Here is a 24,004-nt window from a genome sequence, read left to right as displayed (position 1 = left end):
GCTTATTGCAGTTGTATAGTTAAATGTATGAAAAAATCTTTGGCACTTTCACGGATCACCAGCTCATGTTTGTTGGGATATAACAGGGTTAGCCTTTGTTTAACGTTCTCCAATCCTATCCCGTTGTTATACTTTTCTGTATCGTTAACCACTTTTGGGTGGATGCTGTTATGCACATCAAAGTAAAGCGTATTTTCTTTGGTTTGCAGGCTGATGTTGATATGCGATGGCTCGCGCAGACTAATGCCATGTTTAAAAGCATTTTCAATAAAGGGGATCAGCAACATTGGTGCTATTTGTAACGCATTAACATGCTCCTCTATCTGCAGTACTATAGTAATATCCGGCGAGGTTTGGGTACGGAGTTTTTGCAGGGCGATGTAGTTGTTCAGGTAATCGATCTCTCGTACCAGCAATATCTTTTCCTGCATGTTTTCCTGCAGCATAAAACGCATCATATCGCCAAGGCGCTGCACACCTTCGGCAGTGCGTTCGGCACTTTCCTGCAAGGCGGTTCCGTATAGTGTATTTAGTGCGTTAAACAAAAAGTGCGGATTGATCTGTGAGCGCAAAAAATCCAGATCGGCAGTGGAGCGGCCAAGTGCAGTTTTGAGATGGGTTATTTCCTGGTTACCGGCCAGTTTGCGTTTATAAACTATCCAGGCAAAAGGAGCAGTAATCAGGATTTGTATGCCGCAATTAAAGCCAAAAATAATGAACACCGGATCTTTCTGATCAAAAATAAGTGCGGTTATAAAACCTATCGGAATCCCGATAATGATCATAATACCGGCAACTTTAAGCAGATAATTAAAAATGCCGCGGTTTTTTGCCAGCGTTTGAGGTATTAAGCTATAAAACGATAGCGCATAAATTCCGATGGCTGTTGGCGCGATGATCACAAAAGTGGTGATCAGCTCTACTGGGCCGTCAACAAGTGCCGTCAAAAATGTAATGATCATGACAACCACAATGGCTATGATACAATCGTGAGTAAGCACCCGGTATTTTGCCTGTATTTTGTCGATATTTCCTAACAGGAAGCTTGCCGAGTACTTGATCATGCTGTAAAAAGTAAGCATCATCATTACCCATAAAGCATACAGCACATTTGTTTTAAAAACGAGGTTATATACGTAATCGGCCGATTTATGGTAAAACAGGTATCCTTTTAACCAGGTATCGGTGATGCCAAACAGGGCCCAAAGGATAACAAGCAGGGTAACCGCTAAAGTAATGTTCCATGCTACGCGGTATTTGGCGGCTAATCCGGGTACAATAACAAAATTCCATAACAGGTAGGCACCGTAGTAAGCGGTATATCTGAATATCTCGGGAAAAAAGTAATATTTGGAATAGGAGTAATGAAGGTGATAATTATTAAACATGTACCGGTAAGGGGTCCATATTTCAGTGTCGGCACTGTTGGCTACTTTGGCCAGTAACAGCATGGTAGCGAAGGCATAAATAGTGCTTGCGGCCCAAAATTCAATTTTGCCAAGGTTCAGGTCTTTTTTCAGCAGATAGTTCATATTGATTTCAATTATGCCCGCAAGGTATAATGCGCAATACTACTGAATAAATAAATGGGATGAAACCGGGATTTGGTGGGATGAAGCTCCCTAACCCATAAAGGGCTACCGTGTACCCATATCTTTTAATTATTATCATTAATAAAAGAAGATGTCATTTCGAAACGAACCGATGAGGGAATGTGCGGAGGTGGTGAGGAGAAATCTTATACGCCAAGTTTGCGAACTATGCAATGCCGCTTATAGGGCGTATAAGATTTCTCTTTCGCCCCCGTGCTTAGGCCTACCCTGCTCTATCGAAATGATAATTTTTGTTAAAAACTTATGGGTACACGGTAGCCGTAAGGGGGAACAATGGCAGGAACAAAAAGATGAAATCATATAAATCAAAAGCTCTCCCTTTAGGGGGCGGGGGGCGCATCGTCCATTATTTCTAACAACTCGTTCAATTCCCTCACCTTTTCGGCCGAGCCCAGGTTTTCGTAGGCACTGATGAGGTTACGGAGTACACGTTTAATGATATCGGTGTTTGAGCAGGGTTCGTAAAACTGCTTATCAAATTTAAGGTTAAGCTGCTTCAGGAACATATCCACATCGCGCCTGCCGAACAGCAAACCCTTGTTAAACGCATTGATGTAAAAAAGGATCCCGCTTTCAAATTCGCTTTGCATACTTTCATCAAGATAGGCAAGAATGAAATGCTGCGGCAGGTTTACGCCGTATACAGGAATATCCAGTTTTTGCGCTATGATAGAATAGATAATAGCCAGCGAGATCTGGTTGCCTTTTTTTGTTTCGAGTACCTGGCTCAGATAGCTGTTTTGCGGATCGAGGTGATTGGCCGTGTTTCCGCTGAAACCATAGATGTTATAAAATACATGGTTAATTAGCTTGATCTGCTCTTTAGGGCTGGCTTCGTTCATCATTTGAAGCCATATGTCGCGTTTAATGGCCTCTATCTGGTTTATTACTTTTTGTTCATCAAGATCGGGGTATTGGTAACGGTTAATGATCAGGATGCCTTGCAGCAGATCGAACGCACCACTTTGGTTCCAGAGTTTTAAATCGTTTTTGAGGCTGCTAAACTGGATCTCATGTACAAGATTAGCAATACGCTCCTGCAACACAGGGTCAAAAGCCTGTTCAAAAGCCGATTCAAGGTAGGTTATTGCTTCGGCTCCATATGAAAACAATTTGTTATAAACGTGACCATAAATTTCACTGTCCGGGTCATCCAGCAAGCGGATCAATGAATTAACTTCAGTTGGATTTATCATATGCTGTAATGCTAAAATACTAAACCTTTTTTACTTTTACAGCGATGTATAATATAAGGTATGGGCTGAATTACCTGCGGCACCGATTTGAGGCCAATAACAGGCACGGTATACATTCTCCATTTGTTTACAAGCTGATTGATACTGTTATTTACGATTATGGCGATCAAAAAGTGTACCGCGAAATCGAAAAAAATCTCAGAAAACAACATCCTGACAAGAGTGTGATAAATACACTACCGTTAAAATTTTACAGGCTCCTTTATCGTTTCGCCGTTTACTTTAATCCCAACCAGGTATTGTTTGCTGATGATGAAGATCATATTATCCAATTCATCATTAACCGGGCCGTTTCAGAAGTGCAGGTTATCAAACAAGGCAGTTTCGGTAATTCATACCGCGCTGATATGATCCTGGCAGATGCCCTGAAGCATAACACTGTTGATTATATTGAAAAGATGAGGCCGGCTATTCATGATGATACAGTGGTAATATTTACAAACATCCATCGTAATGCGCCTGCCAAACAAGCCTGGGAAAGGCTTAAATTAATTCAACAGGTTAAAGTCACTATCGATTTATATTTTATCGGCATGGTGTTTTTTAAACCAGGAATGAGTAAGCAAGATTTCAGGGTGAGGTATTAACCGTTGGTTAGTTCATGGTTAATAGATCATGGTTCATGGCCTAAGTGGGTTATATTAAACCATTTAAATCCATTTATAATAGCATGTTTGCTATGAACCATTAACTATGAACTCAAAGATCAAAACGACTGCCCCAGCCCGATATAAAAGCCGGTTAGCCTTTTCTCGTTAGGGATCTTTTGGCCTACGCCATAATCAATACGTACGGCAATCCCTTTTTGTACATCGAAAAAGTAGCGGATGCCGCCCCCGTAGTTTGGTTTTAATTCGGAGGCACTGAAGTTGCTTTTGAAAACCTCGCCGCCTCCAACGAAACCAGCAAAACCTATACGATCGTTTAGGCGGTACCGCAGTTCGGCCTGGCCGGCTATCATGTTCCGGTCGCGGAAACGGCCATTATAGTAACCGCGCATTAACTCGTCGCTACCCAAATCCGGCAACAAATAAAACGGTGAGGTGGTACCTGTAAGGCTTTGCTCCTGTACATCGAGGCCAAGCACCCATTTAGGTGCCAGTAAAAAAAACTGCGAGTACTCGATATTAAAAAAGCCCCCTTTATAATCGTTATTACCAAACATTCCATGTATGGCCTGGAAGTAGGCATTTACAATGATGCCCCTGGTGGTGTATGTGTTATTGTCCCTGTTATCAAATGTAACGGTAGGGCCAATGTAGGCGCTTGGCCCGCCGGCGCGGTATTCAACGCGCGGGTCGGTGTAAAATATGCCGGTTTTATCATCATCCGTAAAACTGTAATCCCAGGCCCCGGCAGTTATACCTGCATACAGGTTGTTGGTGATCTTTTTTTCGCCTATAAAATTTACCCTGAAACGTTTTTGGCCAATTCTGTCGGAGTTTGCCCTTAAAGTATTGTTGCCAATGCCATAAAAGTCTATTGGGAAGTTGATATAACTAACGCCCGCGGTAAGGTGATAGCTGTTGCCGGGAGTCCAATAGCTTGAGGTGAGGCTTACACGGCTTTGGCCCTTGGTAGTTATAGAGGCGTAGCCAAAAACATTAGATACACGGGTATTAAGTTTGGAAGTATCGGTATAAAAAGATAACAAGCCGGCGCCGCCAACCTCAAGCCCGGTTTCGGGGGCCGAACTTAAAACGGGTAATATAACAAAGCTGCTTTTACGCGTGGTGTCCTTATCAAAATACATCCGTTTTATCATGTGAGATATTTGTGAAAAGGCACCGGTTGAAATAGCGCAGAACAGTATTAAGGTAACAAGTTTTTTCATAGGTGTTTGTAGTGGCTAATATAACCCATTTTGCCATATAAGGTTCTGCAGGGCGTATTTTAAAATTACCATGACAATACAGAGTGGGGCAGGGGAGACGGGAAACGCTAATTTTCAGGATGAAATGGTTATAAAAAGATAAAGTTCCATTTAAAATCCAATTTAACTAAAATGTCTACTTTTGCGGCTGAAATTTTATTGAAATATTATGAGCACTACAAGAGGACCTATTTCGCAGTTTATTGAAAGAAATTATCTGCACTTTAACGCCGCGGCATTAATGGATGCAGCTAAAGGCTATGAAACACACCTTGAAGAAGGCGGTAAAATGATGGTAACCTTAGCCGGTGCCATGAGTACAGCCGAGCTGGGTATTTCTTTGGCCGAGATGATCCGCCAGGATAAAATTGCTATCATTTCATGCACTGGTGCCAACCTTGAAGAGGATATCATGAACCTTGTGGCACATTCGCATTATAAAAGGGTTCCTAACTACCGCGACCTGAGCCCTCAGGAAGAGTGGGACCTGCTTGAAAATCATTATAACCGTGTTACCGATACTTGTATCCCCGAAGAGGAAGCTTTCCGTCGTTTGCAAAAACATATCCACAAGATCTGGAAAAATGCTGATGACAGCGGTGAGCGCTATTTCCCGCATGAATACATGTACAAAATATTGTTGAGCGGCGAACTGGAGCAATACTATGAAATTGACCCTAAAAACTCATGGATGCTGGCTGCTGCCGAGAAGAACCTGCCAATTGTTGTACCGGGCTGGGAAGACTCAACCATGGGCAACATCTTTGCTTCGTACGTAATTAAAGGCGAGCTGAAAGCATCAACCATGAAAAGCGGTATCGAATACATGGCATGGCTGGCCGATTGGTATACTAAAAACTCATCGGGCAAAGGCATCGGCTTTTTCCAGATAGGTGGTGGTATAGCAGGTGACTTCCCAATATGTGTTGTACCGATGCTTTACCAGGATATGGAAATGCATGATGTGCCTTTCTGGAGCTACTTCTGCCAGATCTCTGATTCAACTACTTCGTATGGTTCGTACTCGGGCGCTGTTCCTAACGAAAAAATAACCTGGGGCAAGCTTGACATTCACACGCCTAAGTTTATAGTAGAGAGTGACGCAACTATTGTTGCACCGCTTATTTTTGCCTGGTTACTAAAACAATAGATAAAATTTTATAATTAAAGTTGGATTGTAATTCTTCTAAAAAAATGTCAAATGACAGTAATATGCATTTAGCAGCGTTTAAACGCAGTTTTTTGTCTATTTAGAACGATTATAAATTATAGGTTGGTGTCATTTATGTGTCACCGATAGTGTATAAAATTATACTTTTGTGCCTGTAAATATCCGATGAAACATACATCTTACAACAGTTTCAATCATTAATATAAAAATTATTTAGCATAAATACACTGTATGAGAAGTTTCTCATTGATTCTTAAACAATTCTCAAGGTCGGTTTTACTGATTGCCGGGTTTGCTTTTTGGAGTTTATCTACTGCGTTCGCGCAAACTGACGCTGCTAAAGGCGAGGCCATTTTCAAATCAAAATGTACTACCTGTCACAAAATCGACACCCGTTTAATTGGTCCGGCATTAGGCCCGCAACTTACTGAAGAAACTGATGATAAATATCTTATCCAGTGGATCCAGAACAACCAGGCTCTGATTGCTGCAAAAAACCCTAAGGCACTCAAAATATATAATGAGTATAACCAGTCGGGCATGACCGTATTCGCTGACCTTAGCGATGCCGATGTAGGCAATATCTTAACCTACGTTCGTACTACCTGGAAAGACATGAAGTCTCAGCCTGCGGCAAATGCTGCAACTCCTGGTGCCAAAGTTGAAAGCGGCCCAAGTGATATGGTTGTTTTCGGTTTGATCGGTATCATCATTATCGCTTTCATCGTTATCCTGGTATTGAACAGGGTGGTAGGTTCTTTAGAGCGTATCCTGCTTAAAAACAAAGACCTGATCATTGAGGATGAAGTTGTTACTGCCGATGGCGCTGTAGCGGTTGACGCTAAGAAGGAATTCATCACCAAGATCCTTAAAAACAAAAAACTGGTATTCTTTATATTGGTTGCCGGTACTGTTGCAATGAGCAGCTGGGGTTGGGTTACTTTATGGAATACCAACGTTCACCAGGGTTATCAGCCGGTGCAACCTATTAAGTACTCGCACGAATTGCACGCCGGTATCATGAAAATTGATTGCCAGTACTGTCACACAGGGGCTTACAAGTCAAAAAATGCTTCTATCCCTTCATTAAACGTGTGTATGAACTGCCACAAGGTTGTTAAAACCGAGTCGGAAGAGATACATAAGATCTATGACGCTTTGGGTTACGATCCAAAAACACAGAAGTATGACAGCACTGCAGCTAAACCAATTCAGTGGGTACGTATCCACAACCTGCCTGACCTGGCTTACTTTAACCACTCTCAACACGTAAAAGTTGGCGGTATTAAATGTCAGCAGTGCCATGGTCCGGTACAGGAAATGAAAGAGGTTTACCAATACTCTCCGCTTACCATGAAATGGTGTATCCAGTGCCACAAACGTACCGAAGTTAACGGTAAAGGCAATGCTTACTATGACAGCATCCTGGCTGCACACGATAAGATCAAGAAAGGTGAGAAAGTTACAGCTGCCGTGTTAGGTGGTATCGAGTGCGGTAAGTGTCACTATTAATAAAAAGAATTTAGCATTACAGTTTATATAGCTTAAATGGACAGCAATAAAAAATACTGGAAAGGTTTAGAAGAACTAAACAGAACACCAGAATTTGTTGAGAAAAATAAAAACGAATTTGCAGAGCCAATTCCTATCGAGGAAGTGCTTAGCGGATCTGGTTTATCAGCTAAAACTCCACGCCGCGACTTTTTAAAGGCGCTTGGTTTTGGTGTTGGTGCAGTTACATTGGCGGCTTGTCAGAAAGTGCCGGTGCATAAATCAATTCCATACCTGATCAAACCTGAAGAGGTTACCCCGGGTGTGGCTAACTACTACTCTTCAACTTATGAAGGTCAGGCTATTTTGGTTAAAACCCGCGAAGGCCGCCCTATCAAAGTTGAAGGTAATCCTAACGACTTGTTTTCAAAAGGCGGTTTAAGTGCGCAGGCTCAGGCTTCGGTACTTGACCTGTACGATGTTAACCGTTTAAAAGATCCTAAATTAAAAGGTAAAGAAGCAGGTTGGGCCGAGGTTGATGCTTATGTAATGAAAGAGCTTGCGGCTGTTGCTGCAGCAGGTAAGGGAATCCGTTTGGTTACCTCAACTGTATACAGCCCTTCAACTTTAGCAGTTATCGCCGAGTTCATTGCCAAATATCCTACTACAAAACATATCAATTACGATGCGGTTTCATATACCGGCATCATCCAGGCTAATCAAAACAGTTTTGGTAAAGCAGTATTGCCTCACTACAACTTTGATAAAGCCGATGTAATTGTAAGTTTCGGTGCCGATTTCTTAGGTACCTGGATCTCGGGCGAGGAATTTACCCGTCAGTACGTTTCAAACCGTAACAGCAAATCGCTGGCAAACAAAAAAATGTCCCGCCACATTCAGTTTGAAACTGGTATGAGCATGACCGGTACTAACGCCGATGCCCGTATCACTACCAAACCATCTGAAATTGGTGTTGCATTAATAAACCTTTATAACGCAATATCTGGTACTACTTTACCTGGTTCAAAAGCAACCGGCAGTAAAAAAGTTGATACCGCTATTCAGTTGGCTGCTAAAGAACTGGTAGCTGCTAAAGGTAAAGCGTTGGTTGTTTCAGGTTCAAATGATGTTGCTACTCAAGTGTTGGTTAATGCTATCAACTCTTTATTAGGCAGCTACGGTACAACTATCGATTTAGATAACCCATCAAAGCAATACGCAGGTAACGACGCTGCATTTGTTGAATTTGTAAGCGAAGTAAAACGCGGCGATGTTGGTGCAGTATTATTCCTGAATGCTAACCCTGCTTATGATTACTATAAAAATGATGAGTTTAAAGCAGCGCTTAAAAACGTTCGTTTAAACGTGTCATTTGCTGATCATGATGATGAAACAGCTTTATTGGCTACTGTTAATGCTCCAAACCACCATTATTTGGAAACATGGGGTGATGCCAACGCTGTTGAAGGTTACTACACTGTAGTGCAGCCAACCATTAACCCGGTTTATAACACCCGCCAGGCCGAGCATAGCTTACTGGTTTGGATGGAAAACCCAATAAAAGATTACTACACTTACGTACGCAAAACCTGGGATGCAGGTTTGTTGGCAAAAGGTGGCTTATCTGGCCAAAAAGGCTGGGAAACCCTATTGCAAACAGGTATGGTGATAGCTGCTCCTGCAACAGCGGGCGCTTACAGCTTTAGCCTTGACCTTGCCGGTGTAACCCAAAAAATATTAACCCAGAGCAAAGCTGTTGCCGCCGATGGTGACAAGTTTGAATTACAGCTTTATGTTAGCCAGGCTATAGGCGACGGTAAACGTGCCAATAACCCATGGTTGCAGGAGCTTCCTGATCCGGTTTCAAAAGTTACCTGGGATAACTTTGCTGCCATGTCAATTTCTGATATGAAGAAATTGAAAATTGAAGAAGGCGATGTGATCAAGATTGACGCTAATGGTTACTCTGTAGAGTTACCGGTATTGGCTCAGCCTGGTCAAACGCAGGGTACTTTATCAGTTGCTGTAGGTTACGGCCGTACAAATGCTGGTCCGGTTGGTAACAATGTTGGTAAAAATGCTTATCCATTCTTCAGCTTAAGCAATGGTACTTTCCAAACTGCTGCTGTAGCATCATTTAAACCAGCTGGTTACAAATCGCCGCTTGCTCAAACGCAAACCCACCACTCATACGAGGGTAGGAGCGTGATCCGCGAGGCTACTTTTGTTGAATACAAAAAGAACCCGGCAGCTGGCAGTGGTAACGAACATGGTCGTAAAGACTATAACGGCGAATCACTTTGGGATAACCATGACCGCCCTGTTTATGACTGGGTAATGGCTATCGACCTTAACGCTTGTACCGGTTGCGGTGCCTGTGTGGTTGCATGTTCTGCAGAAAATAATATTCCGGTTGTAGGTAAAGACGAAGTTTCACGCCGCCGTGAAATGCACTGGATCCGTATTGACCGTTACTACAGCTACAATGACCATGGCGACAGCGAAGAAGCAGTTACCAAAGAAAAGGAAATTGATAAGCTTGATAACTTTGACAATGTATCGGTTGTTCACCAGCCAATGCTTTGCCAGCACTGTGACCACGCACCTTGCGAAACTGTGTGCCCGGTATTAGCTACCGTTCACTCTTCAGAAGGTTTAAACCACATGGCTTACAATCGTTGTGTTGGTACCCGTTATTGCGCTAACAACTGTCCGTTCAAAGTACGTCGCTTTAACTGGTTCAACTACTGGAACGATGCACGTTTTGATAACTACCTGCAAGGTGAGCATACACAATTAGTACTTAACCCGGATGTGGTTACACGTTTCCGTGGTGTTATGGAGAAATGCTCAATGTGTATCCAACGTATCCAGGCTGGTAAACTGAAAGCTAAAATTGAAAAACGTCCGCTTAAAGACGGCGAAATCAAAATGGCTTGTCAGCAAACATGTTCTGCCAACGCTATCGTGTTCGGTAACAGGAATGATCCTAACTCTGAAGTTTCAAAAGCACTTGCAAGTGAAAGAACTTACTACGTGCTTGAAGAACTTAACGTACAACCAGGTATTGGTTACCAGACAAAAGTTAGAAATATAATAGAAACTGAAGCTCAGGCATAAATTTTTATATACAGAGATTAAGATATATGGCATCTCATAGTGAATCAATAATAAGGGAACCGTTAATTACGGGTAAAGACATCACGTATGGAAAAATTACGAATGATGTATTACGCCCTGTAGAAAATATGCCGGGTAAAGCCTGGTGGATCGGTTTTAGTGTAGCCTCGCTTGGCGCCTCGCTTTGGGTTTTCGCAATCAGCTGGACTTTCTGGTTCGGTTTAGGAGAGTGGGGCTTGAACAAAACAGTAGGATGGGCATGGGATATCACCGGTTTCGTATGGTGGGTAGGTATCGGTCACGCGGGTACGCTGATCTCGGCGGTATTATTACTGTTCCGTCAAAACTGGCGTAACTCCATTAACCGCTCTGCCGAAGCGATGACGATCTTCGCGGTTATCTGTGCGGCAACTTACATCGCCGCTCACATGGGCCGCCCCTGGATGGCAGTTTATTCGTTACCATTACCAAACCAATACGGTTCATTATGGGTAAACTGGAACTCGCCGCTTATCTGGGACGTATTTGCGATCTCAACTTACTTCTCGGTTTCATTGGTATTCTGGTACACTGGTTTATTGCCTGATATCGCTACCATCCGTGACCGTGCTCAAGGCTTACGCCGCCGTATTTATTCGGTACTTTCATTCGGCTGGACAGGTTCAGTAAAAACCTGGCAGCGTTTTGAAACTGTATCGTTGATCCTGGCAGGTGTTTCAACACCACTGGTACTTTCGGTACACACCATCGTATCAATGGACTTTGCAACTTCGCTGGAACCGGGATGGCACACCACCATCTTCCCTCCATACTTCGTTGCGGGTGCGATCTTCTCCGGTTTCGCCATGGTACAAACCCTGTTGCTTATTGCACGTAAGGTTTTAGGCCTGGAAAACTATATCACCATGTTCCACATTGAATCGATGAACAAGATCATCATGTTAACCGGTTCGATAGTAGGTGTGGCTTACTTAACAGAGTTGTTCATCGCGTTCTATTCACAAAATGAGTATGAGCAGTATGTTTTCGCAAATCGTGTTGCCGGTCCGTACTGGTGGGCTTACTGGAGCATGATGACCTGTAACGTAATTACCCCGCAGTTGTTTTGGTTCAAAAAGATCCGTACCAACATTCCATTGTCATGGGTATTATCAATTGTGGTTAACATCGGTATGTGGTTTGAACGTTTCGTAATTATCGTTACGTCACTGCACCGCGACTTTATACCTTCAAGCTGGGCTATGTTCTATCCAACCTGGGTTGACGTAAGCGTGTTCATCGGGTCGATAGGTGTATTCTTTACCATGTTCCTGTTGTTTATCAGGGTATTACCTTCAGTTGCAATGGCCGAAGTGAAATTGCTGCTGAAAAGCTCGAGCGAGCAGGCTAAAAAGAAACTTATGGACGAAGGCCATGTTGTACCTGCCGAAGCAGAGTTTTATATCGCTTCACTTGAGAAATTTGATAGTGTTGAACAGTCTGAATACTTAAAAGCATAATACTAATGAGTAGCACTAAATATATATTAGGCGTTTTTGATGATCCCGATGATATGATGCACGGGATCGATAAGCTGCAAAAGAACAGCGTACCTATTTATGACGTTTATACGCCTATGCCTATCCATGGTATCGAGGCTAAATTGAACATCAAAGATTCGCGTCTTGGTTATGCAGCATTTATGTTCGGTTGTTTAGGCGGTACCATTATGTTCAGCATGGTTTATTATATGCTTGTTCATGACTGGCCTATCAACATCGGTGGTAAAAACTTTTTTGCTATCCCGGATTTTATCCCGGTTACATTTGAGTGGACGGTATTATGGACCTCTTTTGGTATGACATTTACCTTCTTCTTCGCAACTCACCTTTTCCCGGGGCGTGCGCCAAGGGTAATGGACCTGCGTGCAACTGATGATAAGTTTGTAATTGCTATCAATGCTAAAGGGAATATTCCACACGACGATATAACTAATTTACTAAAAGAAGCGGGCGCTACAGAAGTTAAGCATAACGACAGAAAATATGTTAGCTATGAATAAAATTAAAATATTAGGAACAATAGTTACTATTATCGCTGCTTCGATAATTTTTACATCGTGCAAGGATAAAAGGAGCACCGGCTGGGAGTATGCACCTAATATGTACGAGCATTTGGCATACGATCCGGATCAGAAAAATAACAACTTTAAAGATGGGAAAACTGCTCAGTTGCCGCCAGCGGGAACTATACCAGTTGGTTTTACCAAATTTGATTATCCAAATACCAAAGAGGGTTATGAATTAGCCAGCGTTGAGGTTAAATCAGTACTGGCACAAACCCAGGCTAACTATGCCGACGGCAAGATCTTATTTGAGCACTTCTGCTCTCCTTGCCACGGTGTTAACGGTCAGGGTGATGGATTGGTAGTTCAGCACGGTTATCCGGCGCCGCCATCATATTCAAAAGGCCAGTCATCACGCGGTGGTAACATGAAAGACCTTACAGACGGTAAAATTTATCATACCATTACTTACGGTGTAAATGCTATGGGTTCATACGCTTCTCAGCTTGCTCCCGAAGAACGCTGGAAAGTGATCATGTATGTTCACCATTTACAAACCTTATAAGAAAAAGATATTAATGAAGACTCATAATAATTTTGACGGGCAATTCGAATTTGTCGGCAAAGCCAAAACATGGAGCTTGATATGCATCGTGATTGGTTTGGTTGTCATCCTTGCTGGTTTTGCAACCGGCTACGCTGAGCGCACTTTTGCTAACCTGCTGCTGATGAGCTACTACTTTGCTGCGGTTTGTATGTGCGGTATTTTCTTTTGCGCGGTACAGTATGCTGCGCAAGCGGGTTGGTCTGCTTCAATGATCAGGATTCCCCAGGCTTTTGGGAAAGTTCTTCCGGTTGCTGCAATTACACTTATTGTTGTAGTTATTGCAGGGTTTTCATTAACCCATACAGTAACCAACGAAGAAGGTAAACAGGTTGTTGCCCCTTATTTATATAAAATTTGGGCAGCCGTTGGTGTTACAGATCCTCACAATGAAAACTACAATGCTATTATAGCCGGTAAATCCGGGTATATGAACAAAATAGGATTCGTAGTTCGTTTGGTTTGTTTCCTTGGTTCATATTGTGTATTTGGCTGGTTACTGGCTAAATATTCAGAGTCGGAAGATGAAGTTGGTGGTATGTTTTACTACAAAAAAAGCTTCAATATGTCATGTCTGTTTTTAGTGATTTTTGGCTTTACTACTCCAATATATGCTTTTGATACTATCATGTCATTAGAGGCTGAATGGTTCTCAACTATGTTTGGCTGGTATAACTTTGCAGCAATGTGGGTGAGCGGTTTATCTGTTATTACACTTACATTGATCAGGCTTAAACGTATCGGTTACTTCGATTGGGTTACTGAAGACCACATGCATAGCTTAACCAAGTTCATTTTCGGTTTCTCTATTTTCTGGACTTACGTTTGGTTTGCACAGTTCCTGTTGATCTACTACGCTAACATCCCGGAAGAAACAGTTTACTTCTTTAAAAGATGGGAGCCTGAATTTAAACCATGGTTCTGGATCAATATCGTGATCAACTTCCTTGCACCATTGCTGGTATTTATGTCACGTGATTCTAAGCGTATCTATCGTACTGTTGAAATTATGTGTATCATCCTGATCGTTGGTCACTGGTTAGATTACTTTATGATGATTATGCCTGGTACAGTTGGCCCAACTTCATCATGGTTAACTGAAATCAGCTGGATTGAGATAGGCACATTTGTTGGATTCGGAGGTTTGTTTACTTTCACTGCGATGGTAGCTTTAACCAAGTTTAAGTCGCTGGTTCCTAAAAAACACCCGTTCTTACAGGAAAGCCTTCATCATCACATATAATAATTATTACATTTGCACCAAAATACAGAATACCAAACAGCTTACTAAAATGGGATTCAGAAAACTAATAAATTCTAAAAAACTACTATCGTTCTTCGCTGCGTTTATGCTTCTGGGCACAAACCTGCTGATGGCGCAAACTGCGGCTGCCGGTGCGGCCCAGGAAGAAGCCCCCAAGGTTGACTGGACCGGGGTGGCATATTATGTGCTGATATTTTTCCTGATCTGCTTAGGTATTGCTATTGTTGGCAAGATCCTTAAAGTATATGATCTTACCCTGAAAATGCAGGGCAAAAAAGGCATCAAGTGGAATACCGTGATGGCTGTAATTTGCATCATTTTCCTTGTTGTTGGTCTTTATGGCGCTTACTGGTCATTTACCGAACAAGGCAGTATGACCTTACCTGAAGCGGCTTCAGCACACGGGGTTAAAATAGATGAGATGTTTACCGTCACTACTGTTTTAACTATGATAGTATTTTTTGTTACCCAGATATTGCTTTTTGGATTCCTGTTCCAATACCGTCATTCTGATAAACGCCGTGCACACTTCCTGCCGCACAACAATACCATTGAAAAAGTTTGGACCATTGCTCCGGCTATAGTTTTAACCATCCTGGTGGTATTCGGTTTCTTTACCTGGCAGAAGATCATGAACAGCGAAAATCTGAAAGACGATATCAACATCGACGTAACTGGTCACCAGTTTGCGTGGGAGTTGCGTTACCCTGGTAAAGATGGCGTATTAGGCCCTAAGGATTTCCGTTTGGTAACCGGTGCTAACCTTTTAGGTGTTAACTTTAAAAAGAAAAGCAGCTTTGATGATTTAAGGGTTGATACCATGTATTTGCCTGTAAATAAATCAATCAGGTTAAATATCCTTGCACAGGATGTGATCCATAGCGTTTACATGCCTCACTTCAGGGTTCAATTGAACGCTGTACCGGGTTTACCAACCTTCTTTAAGTTTACCCCGACTATTACTACCGCAGAGATGCGTACCAAATTAGACGACCCTAAATTTGAATATACCCTTTACTGCAACAAAATATGCGGTGGAAGCCACTACAACATGCAAAAAGTTGTACGTGTTGTTACCGAAGCCGAATATCAGTCATGGCTGTCAAGGCAAAAGCCTTACCTAAATGATGCTTTAAGGAAAGAGCTTCATTTTGCTTCAGCAGACAATGCACAAAGCGGTGCTTCAACAAATAGGTTAGCGTTAAATAATTAATAAAGATAAGAAATAGAGATATGTCAACATTAGCAGTTCACGACCACGCAGGCACACACCACGACGAACACGGTCACGAACACCACCATGACCAATCATTCCTGTCTAAATATGTATTTAGCATGGACCACAAGATGATTGCCAAGCAATTCCTGATCACAGGTATTACTATGGCGGTTATCGCAATGATTTTGTCAATCCTGTTTAGGATCCAACTTGCTTACCCTGATAAAACATTCCCGCTGTTAACCACTTTGTTAGGTCGTTTTGCCCCTAACGGACGTATCAGCCCCGATTTTTACCTTGCTTTGGTTACCATACACGGTACCATCATGGTGTTCTTCGTACTAACTGCCGGCTTGAGCGGTACTTTTGCCAACTTATTGATTCCATTGCAGGTAGGTGCGCGTGATATGGCTTCGCCATTCATGAACATGCTTTCATACTGGTTCTTCTTTTTAGCCAGTGTTATCATGTTGTCATCGTTCTTTGTTCAAAAAGGGCCTGCCAGCGGTGGCTGGACAATCTATCCTCCCTTATCTGCATTGCCTAAAGCTATGCCAGGTTCTGGTGAAGGTATGACCTTGTGGCTTATCAGTATGGTATTGTTCGTAGCATCATCATTAATGGGTGGTATCAACTACGTGAGTACTGTATTAAACATGCGTACAAAAGGTATGGACCTTTGGAAAATGCCTTTAACTATCTGGGCTTTATTCCTTACTGCTATATTAGGTATCCTTGCATTCCCGGTTTTAGTTGCCGGTGTTGTATTGTTGATATTTGACCGCAGTGTTGGTACAAGCTTCTATTTATCTGATATCGTATTAAACGGCGTACAGCAACCATTTGAAGGTGGTAGCCCGATCCTGTTCCAGCACTTATTCTGGTTCCTGGGTCACCCGGAAGTATACATTGTAATTATGCCAGCGATGGGTATCTCATCTGAGATAATGTCGGTAAATTCACGTAAACCGATCTTCGGTTACCATGCGATGGTTTACTCCCTGATCGGTATCACAGTATTATCGTTCATTGTATGGGGCCACCACATGTTTGTTACGGGGATGAACCCGTTTCTGGGCGGTGTGTTCATGATCACTACGCTGATCATTGCGGTACCATCGGCGGTAAAAACATTTAACTGGCTTGCTACACTTTGGCGCGGTAATATCAGGTTTACGCCTGCTATGCTGTTCGCTATCGGTATGGTGTCGTTCTTTATCTCTGGTGGTTTAACAGGCATTTTCCTGGGTAACGCTGCTTTGGATATCAACTTACACGATACTTATTTCGTAGTTGCCCACTTCCACCTGGTAATGGGTTCGGCTGCAATATTTGGTATGCTTGCTGGTGTTTACCACTGGTTCCCTAAAATGTTCGGCCGCATGATGGATGAGAAATTAGGTTACCTGCACTTCTGGTTAACATTTATCTGTGCTTACCTGGTATTCTTCCCAATGCACTTTATGGGTCTTGACGGCGTACCGCGTAGGTATTATGCTTTCACCGAATTTGCTTCAATGCAGAAATGGTTAACCATAAATACATTTGTTACCTGGGCCGCTATTATCGCTGCGCTTACACAGTTTGGTTTCCTTTATAACTTCTTTGTATCGATATTCAAAGGACAAAAAGCAACTCAAAATCCATGGGAGTCAAATACATTAGAGTGGACTACCCCTGTTGAGCACCTGCATGGCAACTGGCCAGGTGAGATCCCAACAGTTTACCGTTGGCCATATGATTACAGCAAACCTGGTGCAGAAGAGGATTACATCCCGCAAACTGTTCCTTACTCGCAAACTATGAGCTCAAACCAGCCGCATGATTTTGAAGATAATCCTGCAGGTTTGGAAGAACTAAATAAGTTTACAAGTACGCTGAAAGCAAACGAACAAGTAAAATAAATTAATACTTATCTGATCTTTTAGGGTACCGGTTAAGTCTTAAGTCGGAAGTTTTGAGTCCTAAGTTAAGCAGCTTTGAACTTAAAACTTAGAACTTCCGACTTAACAAGGTACCCTAAATTTTTAGAAACATTTAGATGAGCACAGCCGCAAAAAATAGGTTTCAAAAGATCAATATTACAACCATTGTTCTGCTCTTTGTTTTGATTCTTGCCGGTGGTGTTGTACGTAGCTCAGGTTCAGGCATGGGATGCCCCGACTGGCCAAAATGTTTCGGAAGATATATTCCGCCTACCGACATAAACGACCTTCCTAAAGATTACAAACAGAAGTACGTAGCTAAGCGCATTGAAAAGAACCAGCGTTTTGCAAAAACACTTGATGTATTTGGCTATAGCGATATGGCAAAACGCATACGCGAAGATCGCTCCATTCTGGTACCTGAAGAGTTTAACGCCGGCAAAACATGGACTGAATATGTGAACCGCCTCATTGGTGCTTTATCAGGTTTTTTTCTTTTGCTTTCTGTTGTTTTTTCATTCAGTTATTGGAAAGCAGATAAGCGTATAGCTATCCTGAGTATTTTCAACCTGGTGCTCGTGGGTTTTCAGGCCTGGTTGGGTTCAATTGTGGTTTCAACCAATTTGGTAGCCTGGATAGTTACGGTACACATGCTTTTGGCACTGGCTATTTTAGCAATCTGTATTTATACCTACCACGTAGCAAGGATCTCTGGAAAAAGTACTGCAGGAACTTCGCCGTTGGTTTACATCGTAACGCTGGCTTCACTGTTTGTAAGTATTCTGCAGATTGCTTTTGGTACCGAAGTTAGAGAAAAGATAGATGCTGTTGCCAATCATTTTCAAGGTGGGTACCGTAAAGATTGGATTACCAATGCAGGTGAAATATTTCAGCACCACAGGGATATAGCCGTTTTGGTATTGGTATTGAATGTTGCTTTGTTTGTTTTGGTGCGCAGAGGTTTTAACAGGCATTCTATTCAGCAGCAGTTAATGAGTTTTACATTTTTAATGATCACGCTGCAGATAGTTACAGGGATCTTATTATCATACCTCGCTTTACCACCGGTAGCGCAAGCAGCGCATATCGTATTGGCGAGTTTAATATTTGGAGCGCAATTTTATTTGCTTTTGAATTTATTTCAGGGTGTTAAGGGTAGGGAGGCAAGCAGATGAAATGGGCTGATTTTTCAAAATTGATCAAAACGAGACTTACCTCTTTGGTAGTGTTTTCAGCATCAATTTCATTTTTAATAGGTAGCCGCGCTAACGGACATATCGTTTGGATTGATTGGATTAAATTGATTATCGGAGGTTTCCTGGTTACATCAGCAGCTAATTCATTCAATGAAATCATTGAAAAGGATTTGGATAAACTCATGAAACGTACCATGGATCGCCCAATCCCGTCGGGAACAATGACTACTGGACAAGCGCTAGTATTGGGCTTGGGTATGGGTATTGCAGGTACTTATCTGTTAGGCAGTTTGAACCTATTAACCGGTTTGTTATCTGTATTTTCTATCTTGTTATATGCGTTTGCTTACACCCCACTAAAGCAGAAATCGCCAATTGCTGTTTTTGTGGGAGCTTTTCCGGGGGCATTACCTCCGCTTATAGGTTACGTAGCTGCACACGGAAAAATAGATACAATTGCTGTGATCCTGTTTTCCATTCAGTTTATCTGGCAGTTTGTTCATTTCTGGGCTATTGCCTGGGTGTTGGATGACGATTATAAACTGGCGGGTTTCAGGTTACTGCCGTCGGGTAAAAGAGATTTAACAAGTGCAGTAATTACCTTTATATTTGCCATCGTATTAGTACCTGTGAGTTTGTTACCAACTATTTACGGTTACGGTGGTTACTGGGTAGGTGGTGTATCATTGATATGCAGCCTGATATTTTTATACCAGTCATTTATGCTGCTGCGTACCCGTCAAATACCTGAGGCGCGTAAATTAATGTTCGGCTCGTTTTTTTACCTGCCGTTAGTTCAGATAATGTTTTTAGTAGATTTTATAGTTAAGTGAGATGATGGCAAGGATGGAACAAGATAACGACAGGCTTAACCTGGGTGCCAAAAAGTTTAACATGTGGATCTTTATATTCACATCGTTTATGCTTTTCGCGGCTTTTACCAGTGGCTTTATCGTTTATTCGGGAGGTAGTGGTCACGGTTTAAACGTGATTATGCCGCAATCTTTTTTGTATAGCACTATTGTTATAGTATTGAGCAGCGGCACGTTGTTTTTGGCTTCAAAGGCTGCAAAAGCCTTGCAATTTGATAAACAGAAGCTGTATTTGTGGATCACATTGGGCCTGGGTTTGGCGTTTTTTGCCCTGCAAATTTATGCCTGCTATGTGTTAACCTACAAAATGCAGATCTATTTTGTTGATCCTAATGCTTCGCGCTCGTTTGTTTACGTTTTTGTCGGCGCGCATTTGGTACACATTTTAGCCGCCTTGTTATTGCTAATAAATACACTTATAGGTACATACCGTAATATCCCCCAGGTAAGGAACATGTTTAAGATGGAATTAACCTCCATTTTCTGGCATTTTCTCGATATTATATGGATTTATCTGTATGTTTTTTTACTTTTGAATCATAATTAATACACCCATAGATTAGTACAGATGAGTACAACAGTTTCACAAATTGACGAAGTAAAAACTTCGCCCTGGTCGGGAGGAAGATCCCCGTTCAACGTGGAGTACGGAAAAATAATGATGTGGTTTTTCCTCCTTTCGGATGCGTTCACCTTTTCATCATTATTGATAGCTTACGGTTCATTGCGTTTCAGCGCAAGCGTATGGCCAGGTGCAGATAAAGTTTTTCAATCAGTACCCGGATTAGTTGATCATGGCGCACCATTGGTGTTTGTGGGTTTAATGACCTTCATCCTCATTGCAAGTTCTGTTACCATGGTATTAGCTGTTGAGGCTGGTCACCGTAATGCAAAAAAAGAGGTAGTTGGTTGGATGATAGCTACCGTTATAGGTGGTTTCATGTTCCTCGGTTGCCAGGCTCTGGAATGGGGACATTTACACCACGAAGGTTTTTGGTGGGGAAGCGTTCCTCCGGCAGAAGAATTGAAAAAATTGTTTACCGGTGGCACGGAAGCTGTACAGCATATGACCTCTCAGGAATTTGCTAACCTTTTCTTTACCATTACCGGCTTCCACGGTTTCCACGTATTTACGGGTGTCATTATTAATATCATTATCACTGTTAACGTGTTAATGGGCACATACGAAAAACGCGGTAGTTATTTAATGGTTGAAAAAGTTGGTCTGTACTGGCACTTTGTAGACCTTGTTTGGGTATTCGTATTTACATTCTTTTACTTAGTTTAAAAACATTTATCATATGTCAGCAGAATCGCACGAAGTTCACCACGATGGTGAGCACGAATCAATGAGCAAAAAGCGTATATGGCAAGTAGCAGGGATATTAACCTTCATTACTTGTATAGAGTTCATCATCGCGCTTGCTATAGTTCCAAGTCACCCGGAGCTTTTAAAATATGCTAACCCTGTATATATCGTTTTAACATTGTTTAAAGCATTTTATATAGTTGCATACTTTATGCACTTGAAGTTCGAAAAAATGGGTTTGATCCTATCATTAGTGATCCCAATAATATTTATAATTGGCTTAATCCTGGTGCTAACAAACGAAAGCCACCATTGGGTTGACCTGCGCCCGGTGTTCTAATGAACAAAGCTTCCATCTTAAAAAAGATCATGATCCTGGTACTCATCTTAGCAGTACCGGGATTTTTATATTATTTACTTACCGCTAAGGGTAAAAACAGGTATAAACCCCTTGCTGTTTTTGGGCCAAAGGTGGTTGCCAAAACAGGCCATAAGTTTCATGGCAAGTTCATTCCGGATACCATTTACCATACCATTCCCGATTTTAAACTAACCGATCAGGAAGGCAAGGCGGTTACATTGGCTACCCTGAAAGGAAAGATATTTGTAATTAACTTCTTTTATAAAAATTGCCCCACCGTTTGTCAAACCATCAACAAAAACATGAGTTGGCTGGTGGGCACTTATTATAAAAATAAGATGGTTTACTTTTTAACCATCACGGTTGATCCGGAACATGATACCCCGGAGGTACTTAATAAATACCTGCAAACCTTCAAGCCCGAATCAAACCGCTGGCTGATGTGCAGCGGCGATACCTCATCCGTTTACAGTTTTGCCCGCAATGGCCTTTATGTTAACGCAGCGCAAGCCGGCAGCGATTTTGTTTACAGCGATAACTTTGTACTTATTGATCAGGAACACCGCATCAGAGGATATTACAAGGCTGCAGTAACGCCAGAGGTGAACCGCCTTAACGACGAGATAAAAGTATTGATAGCCGAAGAGCTTCGTAAAGTTGATAAGGCCCTATATTAATTAGCCATGAGCGATAAATTTATAATCCGCTTTGTAGCGGTTGTTACCATAGTTGTAATTGCACTTGTTATTCTTTTAAACAGGCACCTTATCCCGGGGCCGGCAGTTGCCCCTGCTTTTACACCGTATTTGCCAATGCTTAACGCGGTGCTTAACGGCACCTGTACTGTATTGTTACTTTTGTCGCTATACCAAATTAAACAAGGTAACATAAGCTTGCACAAACGGCTTAACATTATCACGTTTTGCCTTTCGGCGCTTTTCCTGGCCTCGTATGTTCTGTTTCACTACCTGATGCGTAACGAAATTGTTTATGGAGACCTTAATGGAGATGGACATTTGTCGGATGCAGAACGGGCTTCGGCTGGATCTTTACGGACAATATACTTATCCATTTTAACGCCTCATATTATACTTGCAGCGGCCGTTTTACCGTTAATATTATTGAGTTTTCACCGCGGGTTGCAAATGCAGGTTGAAAAGCACCGTAAACTGGTACGCTGGGCATTCCCTATCTGGTTGTATGTTACAGCAAGCGGCGTGGTTGTTTATTTAATGATCCGTCCGTTTTATCATTTTTAATTTATAATTGGTTAAATTTGTACTTATGAAACAAGGTTTTAAAGTTATCCTTTTTGTAATGGCCCTTGGCTTGATGCTGATTGCCCGTGAGCCGGTAAAAGCCCAGTGTGCACAATGTGCTGCCACAGTTGAAACCAATGCGCAAAGCGGCAGCTCAAAAACAAGAGGTTTAAACAACGGCATCCTGTTTTTATTGGGTGCTCCTTATTTTGCTGTAGCATTGGGTGGTTACATCTGGTATAAAAAATACCGTCGTAAAGATGTTAAGCTGGAGATGCGCCCCGAAAAACTTAATCTGAATTAACAGGCAGCGAAACGCCCCGTTAGCCGGCGCTTTGATAATCTTATAAGATACTTTATCGTGTCCCAAACACCAAAGTCATGGGCTATGCTTAAATGTAAATGTCCACGCTGCAGGCGGGGCGATATGTTTAAGGGTAGCCCTTACAGTTTCTCCAATAAAATCAACCTTAACTGCCCGCATTGTAACCTGTTTTTTGAGATAGAGCCCGGTTACTTTTATGCAGCAATGTATGTGAGTTATGCCCTGAATGTTGGTGAGGCCCTGGGGATAGCATGGCTTACCTACCTGGTTAGCCATAATCAGGATTCGCCGTGGTTATATCTTGGTACTATAATTTTAGGGTGTTTTTTCCTTGCTCCTGTAAATTTCAGATATTCGCGTGTGTTTTTGTTGTATTGGTTATCACCCAAAATACACTACCAAAACTATTTAGATACCGATGATATACCAGGAAAGTATTGAGTTTTTAAAAGACCTCGCCGAAAATAATAACCGCGAATGGTTTGCTGCAAATAAAGAGCATTACGATAAGGCCCGTGAAAATATAATTGATTTTACAGCGAAGGTGCTTGAGGGCGTACGTAAAATAGAGGCAGGGATGGACGAGAACCTTGACGCCAAAAAATGCGTGATGCGCATTTACCGCGATATTCGTTTCAGTAAAAATAAAGCGCCTTATAAAAATAACTTTGGAGTAAGTTTCCCAACCTCCGGTTTAAAAGGCGGCGGCGTTGAATACTACCTGCACATTCAGCCCGGCAATTCATTTATCGGTGGCGGATACTGGATGCCCGAAGCACCGCATCTGAAAGCTATTCGCCAGGAAATTGACTATAATGCCGCCGACCTGAAAAAGATCATAGACGATCAGGAGTTTATTAAACTATTTGGCGATTTCAGGAAACAGGAACAGCTTAAATCATTGCCGAAAGGTTATGAACCGGATAATGATAACCTCGACCTGATAAAACTAAAAAGTTTTGTGGGCTGGCATAAACTTACAGATAAAGAATTAACCCAACCCGGATCGGAAAAGACGGTGGTAGATATGTGCAGCAGGATCCATCCGCTTAATGTATTTTTGAAGAACGCCCTGGCATAATACGATTTTATAACCCTCAAT

The 24,004-nt window shown here is 42.1% G+C and carries 23 protein-coding genes; 20 read left to right on the top strand and 3 right to left on the bottom strand.

What is annotated here, in order from left to right:
* Positions 1 to 2 precede the first annotated feature (2 nt).
* Positions 3 to 1,532, bottom strand: coding sequence for a sensor histidine kinase (locus tag MTO98_RS28680; protein ID WP_243482416.1), 1,530 nt, complete (start codon positions 1,530 to 1,532; stop codon positions 3 to 5).
* 401 nt (positions 1,533 to 1,933) lie between these two features.
* Positions 1,934 to 2,809: a transglutaminase-like domain-containing protein gene (locus MTO98_RS28675; RefSeq protein ID WP_243482415.1), complete on the bottom strand. Its 876-nt coding sequence runs from the start codon at positions 2,807 to 2,809 to the stop codon at positions 1,934 to 1,936.
* A 44-nt stretch (positions 2,810 to 2,853) separates the two neighbouring features.
* Here MTO98_RS28675 and MTO98_RS28670 point away from each other — a divergent pair, with 44 nt between their 5' ends.
* Complete coding sequence (locus tag MTO98_RS28670) at positions 2,854 to 3,456, top strand: hypothetical protein (RefSeq protein ID WP_243482414.1); 603 nt, start codon at positions 2,854 to 2,856, stop codon at positions 3,454 to 3,456.
* A gap of 119 nt (positions 3,457 to 3,575) precedes the next feature.
* On the opposite strand, the gene MTO98_RS28665 is transcribed toward MTO98_RS28670, so the two are convergent.
* Positions 3,576 to 4,703: a polymerase gene (locus MTO98_RS28665; protein ID WP_243482413.1), complete on the bottom strand. Its 1,128-nt coding sequence runs from the start codon at positions 4,701 to 4,703 to the stop codon at positions 3,576 to 3,578.
* A 208-nt stretch (positions 4,704 to 4,911) separates the two neighbouring features.
* On the opposite strand from MTO98_RS28665, the gene MTO98_RS28660 reads away from it, so the two are divergent.
* The 19 genes from MTO98_RS28660 (at position 4,912) to MTO98_RS28570 (ending at position 23,983) form a co-directional block, all read left to right on the top strand.
* Complete coding sequence (locus MTO98_RS28660; protein WP_243482411.1) at positions 4,912 to 5,892, top strand: deoxyhypusine synthase family protein; 981 nt, start codon at positions 4,912 to 4,914, stop codon at positions 5,890 to 5,892.
* 252 nt (positions 5,893 to 6,144) lie between these two features.
* Positions 6,145 to 7,425: a cytochrome c3 family protein gene (locus tag MTO98_RS28655; protein ID WP_243482409.1), complete on the top strand. Its 1,281-nt coding sequence runs from the start codon at positions 6,145 to 6,147 to the stop codon at positions 7,423 to 7,425.
* A gap of 36 nt (positions 7,426 to 7,461) precedes the next feature.
* Positions 7,462 to 10,524, top strand: a complete 3,063-nt coding sequence (locus MTO98_RS28650; RefSeq protein WP_243482408.1) for a TAT-variant-translocated molybdopterin oxidoreductase — start codon at positions 7,462 to 7,464, stop codon at positions 10,522 to 10,524.
* A 26-nt stretch (positions 10,525 to 10,550) separates the two neighbouring features.
* The gene (gene nrfD / locus MTO98_RS28645) at positions 10,551 to 12,023 is read left to right on the top strand and encodes an NrfD/PsrC family molybdoenzyme membrane anchor subunit (RefSeq protein ID WP_243482407.1); all 1,473 of its coding nucleotides are present in this window, start codon (positions 10,551 to 10,553) and stop codon (positions 12,021 to 12,023) included.
* A gap of 5 nt (positions 12,024 to 12,028) precedes the next feature.
* On the top strand, positions 12,029 to 12,565 hold the full coding sequence (locus MTO98_RS28640; RefSeq protein WP_121231847.1) for a DUF3341 domain-containing protein: 537 nt from the start codon (positions 12,029 to 12,031) through the stop codon (positions 12,563 to 12,565).
* The gene (locus tag MTO98_RS28635) at positions 12,549 to 13,133 is read left to right on the top strand and encodes a cytochrome c (protein WP_243482406.1); all 585 of its coding nucleotides are present in this window, start codon (positions 12,549 to 12,551) and stop codon (positions 13,131 to 13,133) included. Before MTO98_RS28640 ends, MTO98_RS28635 begins: the two co-directional genes overlap by 17 nt.
* A gap of 13 nt (positions 13,134 to 13,146) precedes the next feature.
* Entirely contained in the window at positions 13,147 to 14,415 is a 1,269-nt protein-coding gene (locus MTO98_RS28630) for a quinol:cytochrome C oxidoreductase (RefSeq protein WP_243482405.1), read from the top strand.
* 49 nt (positions 14,416 to 14,464) lie between these two features.
* A complete protein-coding gene (locus tag MTO98_RS28625; RefSeq protein WP_243482404.1) occupies positions 14,465 to 15,649 on the top strand; it encodes a cytochrome c oxidase subunit II in 1,185 nt (394 codons plus the stop codon).
* Between the two features lie 20 nt (positions 15,650 to 15,669).
* Complete coding sequence (locus tag MTO98_RS28620) at positions 15,670 to 17,559, top strand: cbb3-type cytochrome c oxidase subunit I (protein WP_199232914.1); 1,890 nt, start codon at positions 15,670 to 15,672, stop codon at positions 17,557 to 17,559.
* 137 nt (positions 17,560 to 17,696) lie between these two features.
* On the top strand, positions 17,697 to 18,755 hold the full coding sequence (locus MTO98_RS28615) for a heme A synthase (RefSeq protein WP_243482403.1): 1,059 nt from the start codon (positions 17,697 to 17,699) through the stop codon (positions 18,753 to 18,755).
* Positions 18,752 to 19,609, top strand: a complete 858-nt coding sequence (gene cyoE / locus MTO98_RS28610) for a heme o synthase (protein ID WP_243482402.1) — start codon at positions 18,752 to 18,754, stop codon at positions 19,607 to 19,609. Before MTO98_RS28615 ends, cyoE begins: the two co-directional genes overlap by 4 nt.
* 1 nt (position 19,610) lies before the next feature.
* Positions 19,611 to 20,195 (top strand): heme-copper oxidase subunit III, encoded by a 585-nt coding sequence (locus MTO98_RS28605; protein WP_371825388.1) that lies wholly within the window; start codon positions 19,611 to 19,613, stop codon positions 20,193 to 20,195.
* 21 nt (positions 20,196 to 20,216) lie between these two features.
* Positions 20,217 to 20,936, top strand: a complete 720-nt coding sequence (locus tag MTO98_RS28600) for a cytochrome c oxidase subunit 3 (RefSeq protein ID WP_090530134.1) — start codon at positions 20,217 to 20,219, stop codon at positions 20,934 to 20,936.
* A 13-nt stretch (positions 20,937 to 20,949) separates the two neighbouring features.
* The gene (locus MTO98_RS28595; RefSeq protein ID WP_243482401.1) at positions 20,950 to 21,297 is read left to right on the top strand and encodes a cytochrome C oxidase subunit IV family protein; all 348 of its coding nucleotides are present in this window, start codon (positions 20,950 to 20,952) and stop codon (positions 21,295 to 21,297) included.
* A complete protein-coding gene (locus tag MTO98_RS28590) occupies positions 21,297 to 21,995 on the top strand; it encodes an SCO family protein (RefSeq protein ID WP_243482399.1) in 699 nt (232 codons plus the stop codon). Before MTO98_RS28595 ends, MTO98_RS28590 begins: the two co-directional genes overlap by 1 nt.
* A gap of 6 nt (positions 21,996 to 22,001) precedes the next feature.
* Positions 22,002 to 22,577 (top strand): DUF420 domain-containing protein, encoded by a 576-nt coding sequence (locus MTO98_RS28585; RefSeq protein WP_243482398.1) that lies wholly within the window; start codon positions 22,002 to 22,004, stop codon positions 22,575 to 22,577.
* A gap of 25 nt (positions 22,578 to 22,602) precedes the next feature.
* Positions 22,603 to 22,881 carry a hypothetical protein gene (locus tag MTO98_RS28580; RefSeq protein ID WP_112574705.1) on the top strand — a complete coding sequence of 93 codons (279 nt, stop codon included), beginning with the start codon at positions 22,603 to 22,605 and terminating at the stop codon, positions 22,879 to 22,881.
* Positions 22,882 to 23,004: 123 nt separating this feature from the next.
* Positions 23,005 to 23,343 (top strand): DUF983 domain-containing protein, encoded by a 339-nt coding sequence (locus MTO98_RS28575; RefSeq protein WP_371825387.1) that lies wholly within the window; start codon positions 23,005 to 23,007, stop codon positions 23,341 to 23,343.
* Entirely contained in the window at positions 23,321 to 23,983 is a 663-nt protein-coding gene (locus MTO98_RS28570; protein WP_243482396.1) for a DUF2461 domain-containing protein, read from the top strand. Before MTO98_RS28575 ends, MTO98_RS28570 begins: the two co-directional genes overlap by 23 nt.
* Positions 23,984 to 24,004 lie beyond the last annotated feature (21 nt).

The organism is Mucilaginibacter sp. SMC90 (genome assembly GCF_022811725.1).
GTDB lineage: Bacteria > Bacteroidota > Bacteroidia > Sphingobacteriales > Sphingobacteriaceae > Mucilaginibacter.
This window is presented reverse-complemented; position numbering and strand designations above follow the sequence as displayed.

Coding starts and splice junctions, on each gene's coding strand:
- MTO98_RS28650 (WP_243482408.1), top strand. CDS start 7,462: ATGGACAGCAATAAAAAATACTGGAAAGGTTTAGAAGAACTAAACAGA.
- MTO98_RS28620 (WP_199232914.1), top strand. CDS start 15,670: ATGTCAACATTAGCAGTTCACGACCACGCAGGCACACACCACGACGAA.
- MTO98_RS28575 (WP_371825387.1), top strand. CDS start 23,005: ATGTTTAAGGGTAGCCCTTACAGTTTCTCCAATAAAATCAACCTTAAC.
- MTO98_RS28640 (WP_121231847.1), top strand. CDS start 12,029: ATGAGTAGCACTAAATATATATTAGGCGTTTTTGATGATCCCGATGAT.
- MTO98_RS28625 (WP_243482404.1), top strand. CDS start 14,465: ATGGGATTCAGAAAACTAATAAATTCTAAAAAACTACTATCGTTCTTC.
- cyoE (WP_243482402.1), top strand. CDS start 18,752: ATGAAATGGGCTGATTTTTCAAAATTGATCAAAACGAGACTTACCTCT.
- MTO98_RS28595 (WP_243482401.1), top strand. CDS start 20,950: ATGTCAGCAGAATCGCACGAAGTTCACCACGATGGTGAGCACGAATCA.
- MTO98_RS28570 (WP_243482396.1), top strand. CDS start 23,321: ATGATATACCAGGAAAGTATTGAGTTTTTAAAAGACCTCGCCGAAAAT.
- MTO98_RS28605 (WP_371825388.1), top strand. CDS start 19,611: ATGATGGCAAGGATGGAACAAGATAACGACAGGCTTAACCTGGGTGCC.
- MTO98_RS28635 (WP_243482406.1), top strand. CDS start 12,549: ATGTTAGCTATGAATAAAATTAAAATATTAGGAACAATAGTTACTATT.
- MTO98_RS28630 (WP_243482405.1), top strand. CDS start 13,147: ATGAAGACTCATAATAATTTTGACGGGCAATTCGAATTTGTCGGCAAA.
- MTO98_RS28680 (WP_243482416.1), bottom strand. CDS start 1,532: ATGAACTATCTGCTGAAAAAAGACCTGAACCTTGGCAAAATTGAATTT.
- MTO98_RS28600 (WP_090530134.1), top strand. CDS start 20,217: ATGAGTACAACAGTTTCACAAATTGACGAAGTAAAAACTTCGCCCTGG.
- MTO98_RS28675 (WP_243482415.1), bottom strand. CDS start 2,809: ATGATAAATCCAACTGAAGTTAATTCATTGATCCGCTTGCTGGATGAC.
- nrfD (WP_243482407.1), top strand. CDS start 10,551: ATGGCATCTCATAGTGAATCAATAATAAGGGAACCGTTAATTACGGGT.
- MTO98_RS28615 (WP_243482403.1), top strand. CDS start 17,697: ATGAGCACAGCCGCAAAAAATAGGTTTCAAAAGATCAATATTACAACC.
- MTO98_RS28580 (WP_112574705.1), top strand. CDS start 22,603: ATGAAACAAGGTTTTAAAGTTATCCTTTTTGTAATGGCCCTTGGCTTG.
- MTO98_RS28660 (WP_243482411.1), top strand. CDS start 4,912: ATGAGCACTACAAGAGGACCTATTTCGCAGTTTATTGAAAGAAATTAT.
- MTO98_RS28670 (WP_243482414.1), top strand. CDS start 2,854: ATGTATAATATAAGGTATGGGCTGAATTACCTGCGGCACCGATTTGAG.
- MTO98_RS28585 (WP_243482398.1), top strand. CDS start 22,002: ATGAGCGATAAATTTATAATCCGCTTTGTAGCGGTTGTTACCATAGTT.
- MTO98_RS28665 (WP_243482413.1), bottom strand. CDS start 4,703: ATGAAAAAACTTGTTACCTTAATACTGTTCTGCGCTATTTCAACCGGT.
- MTO98_RS28655 (WP_243482409.1), top strand. CDS start 6,145: ATGAGAAGTTTCTCATTGATTCTTAAACAATTCTCAAGGTCGGTTTTA.
- MTO98_RS28590 (WP_243482399.1), top strand. CDS start 21,297: ATGAACAAAGCTTCCATCTTAAAAAAGATCATGATCCTGGTACTCATC.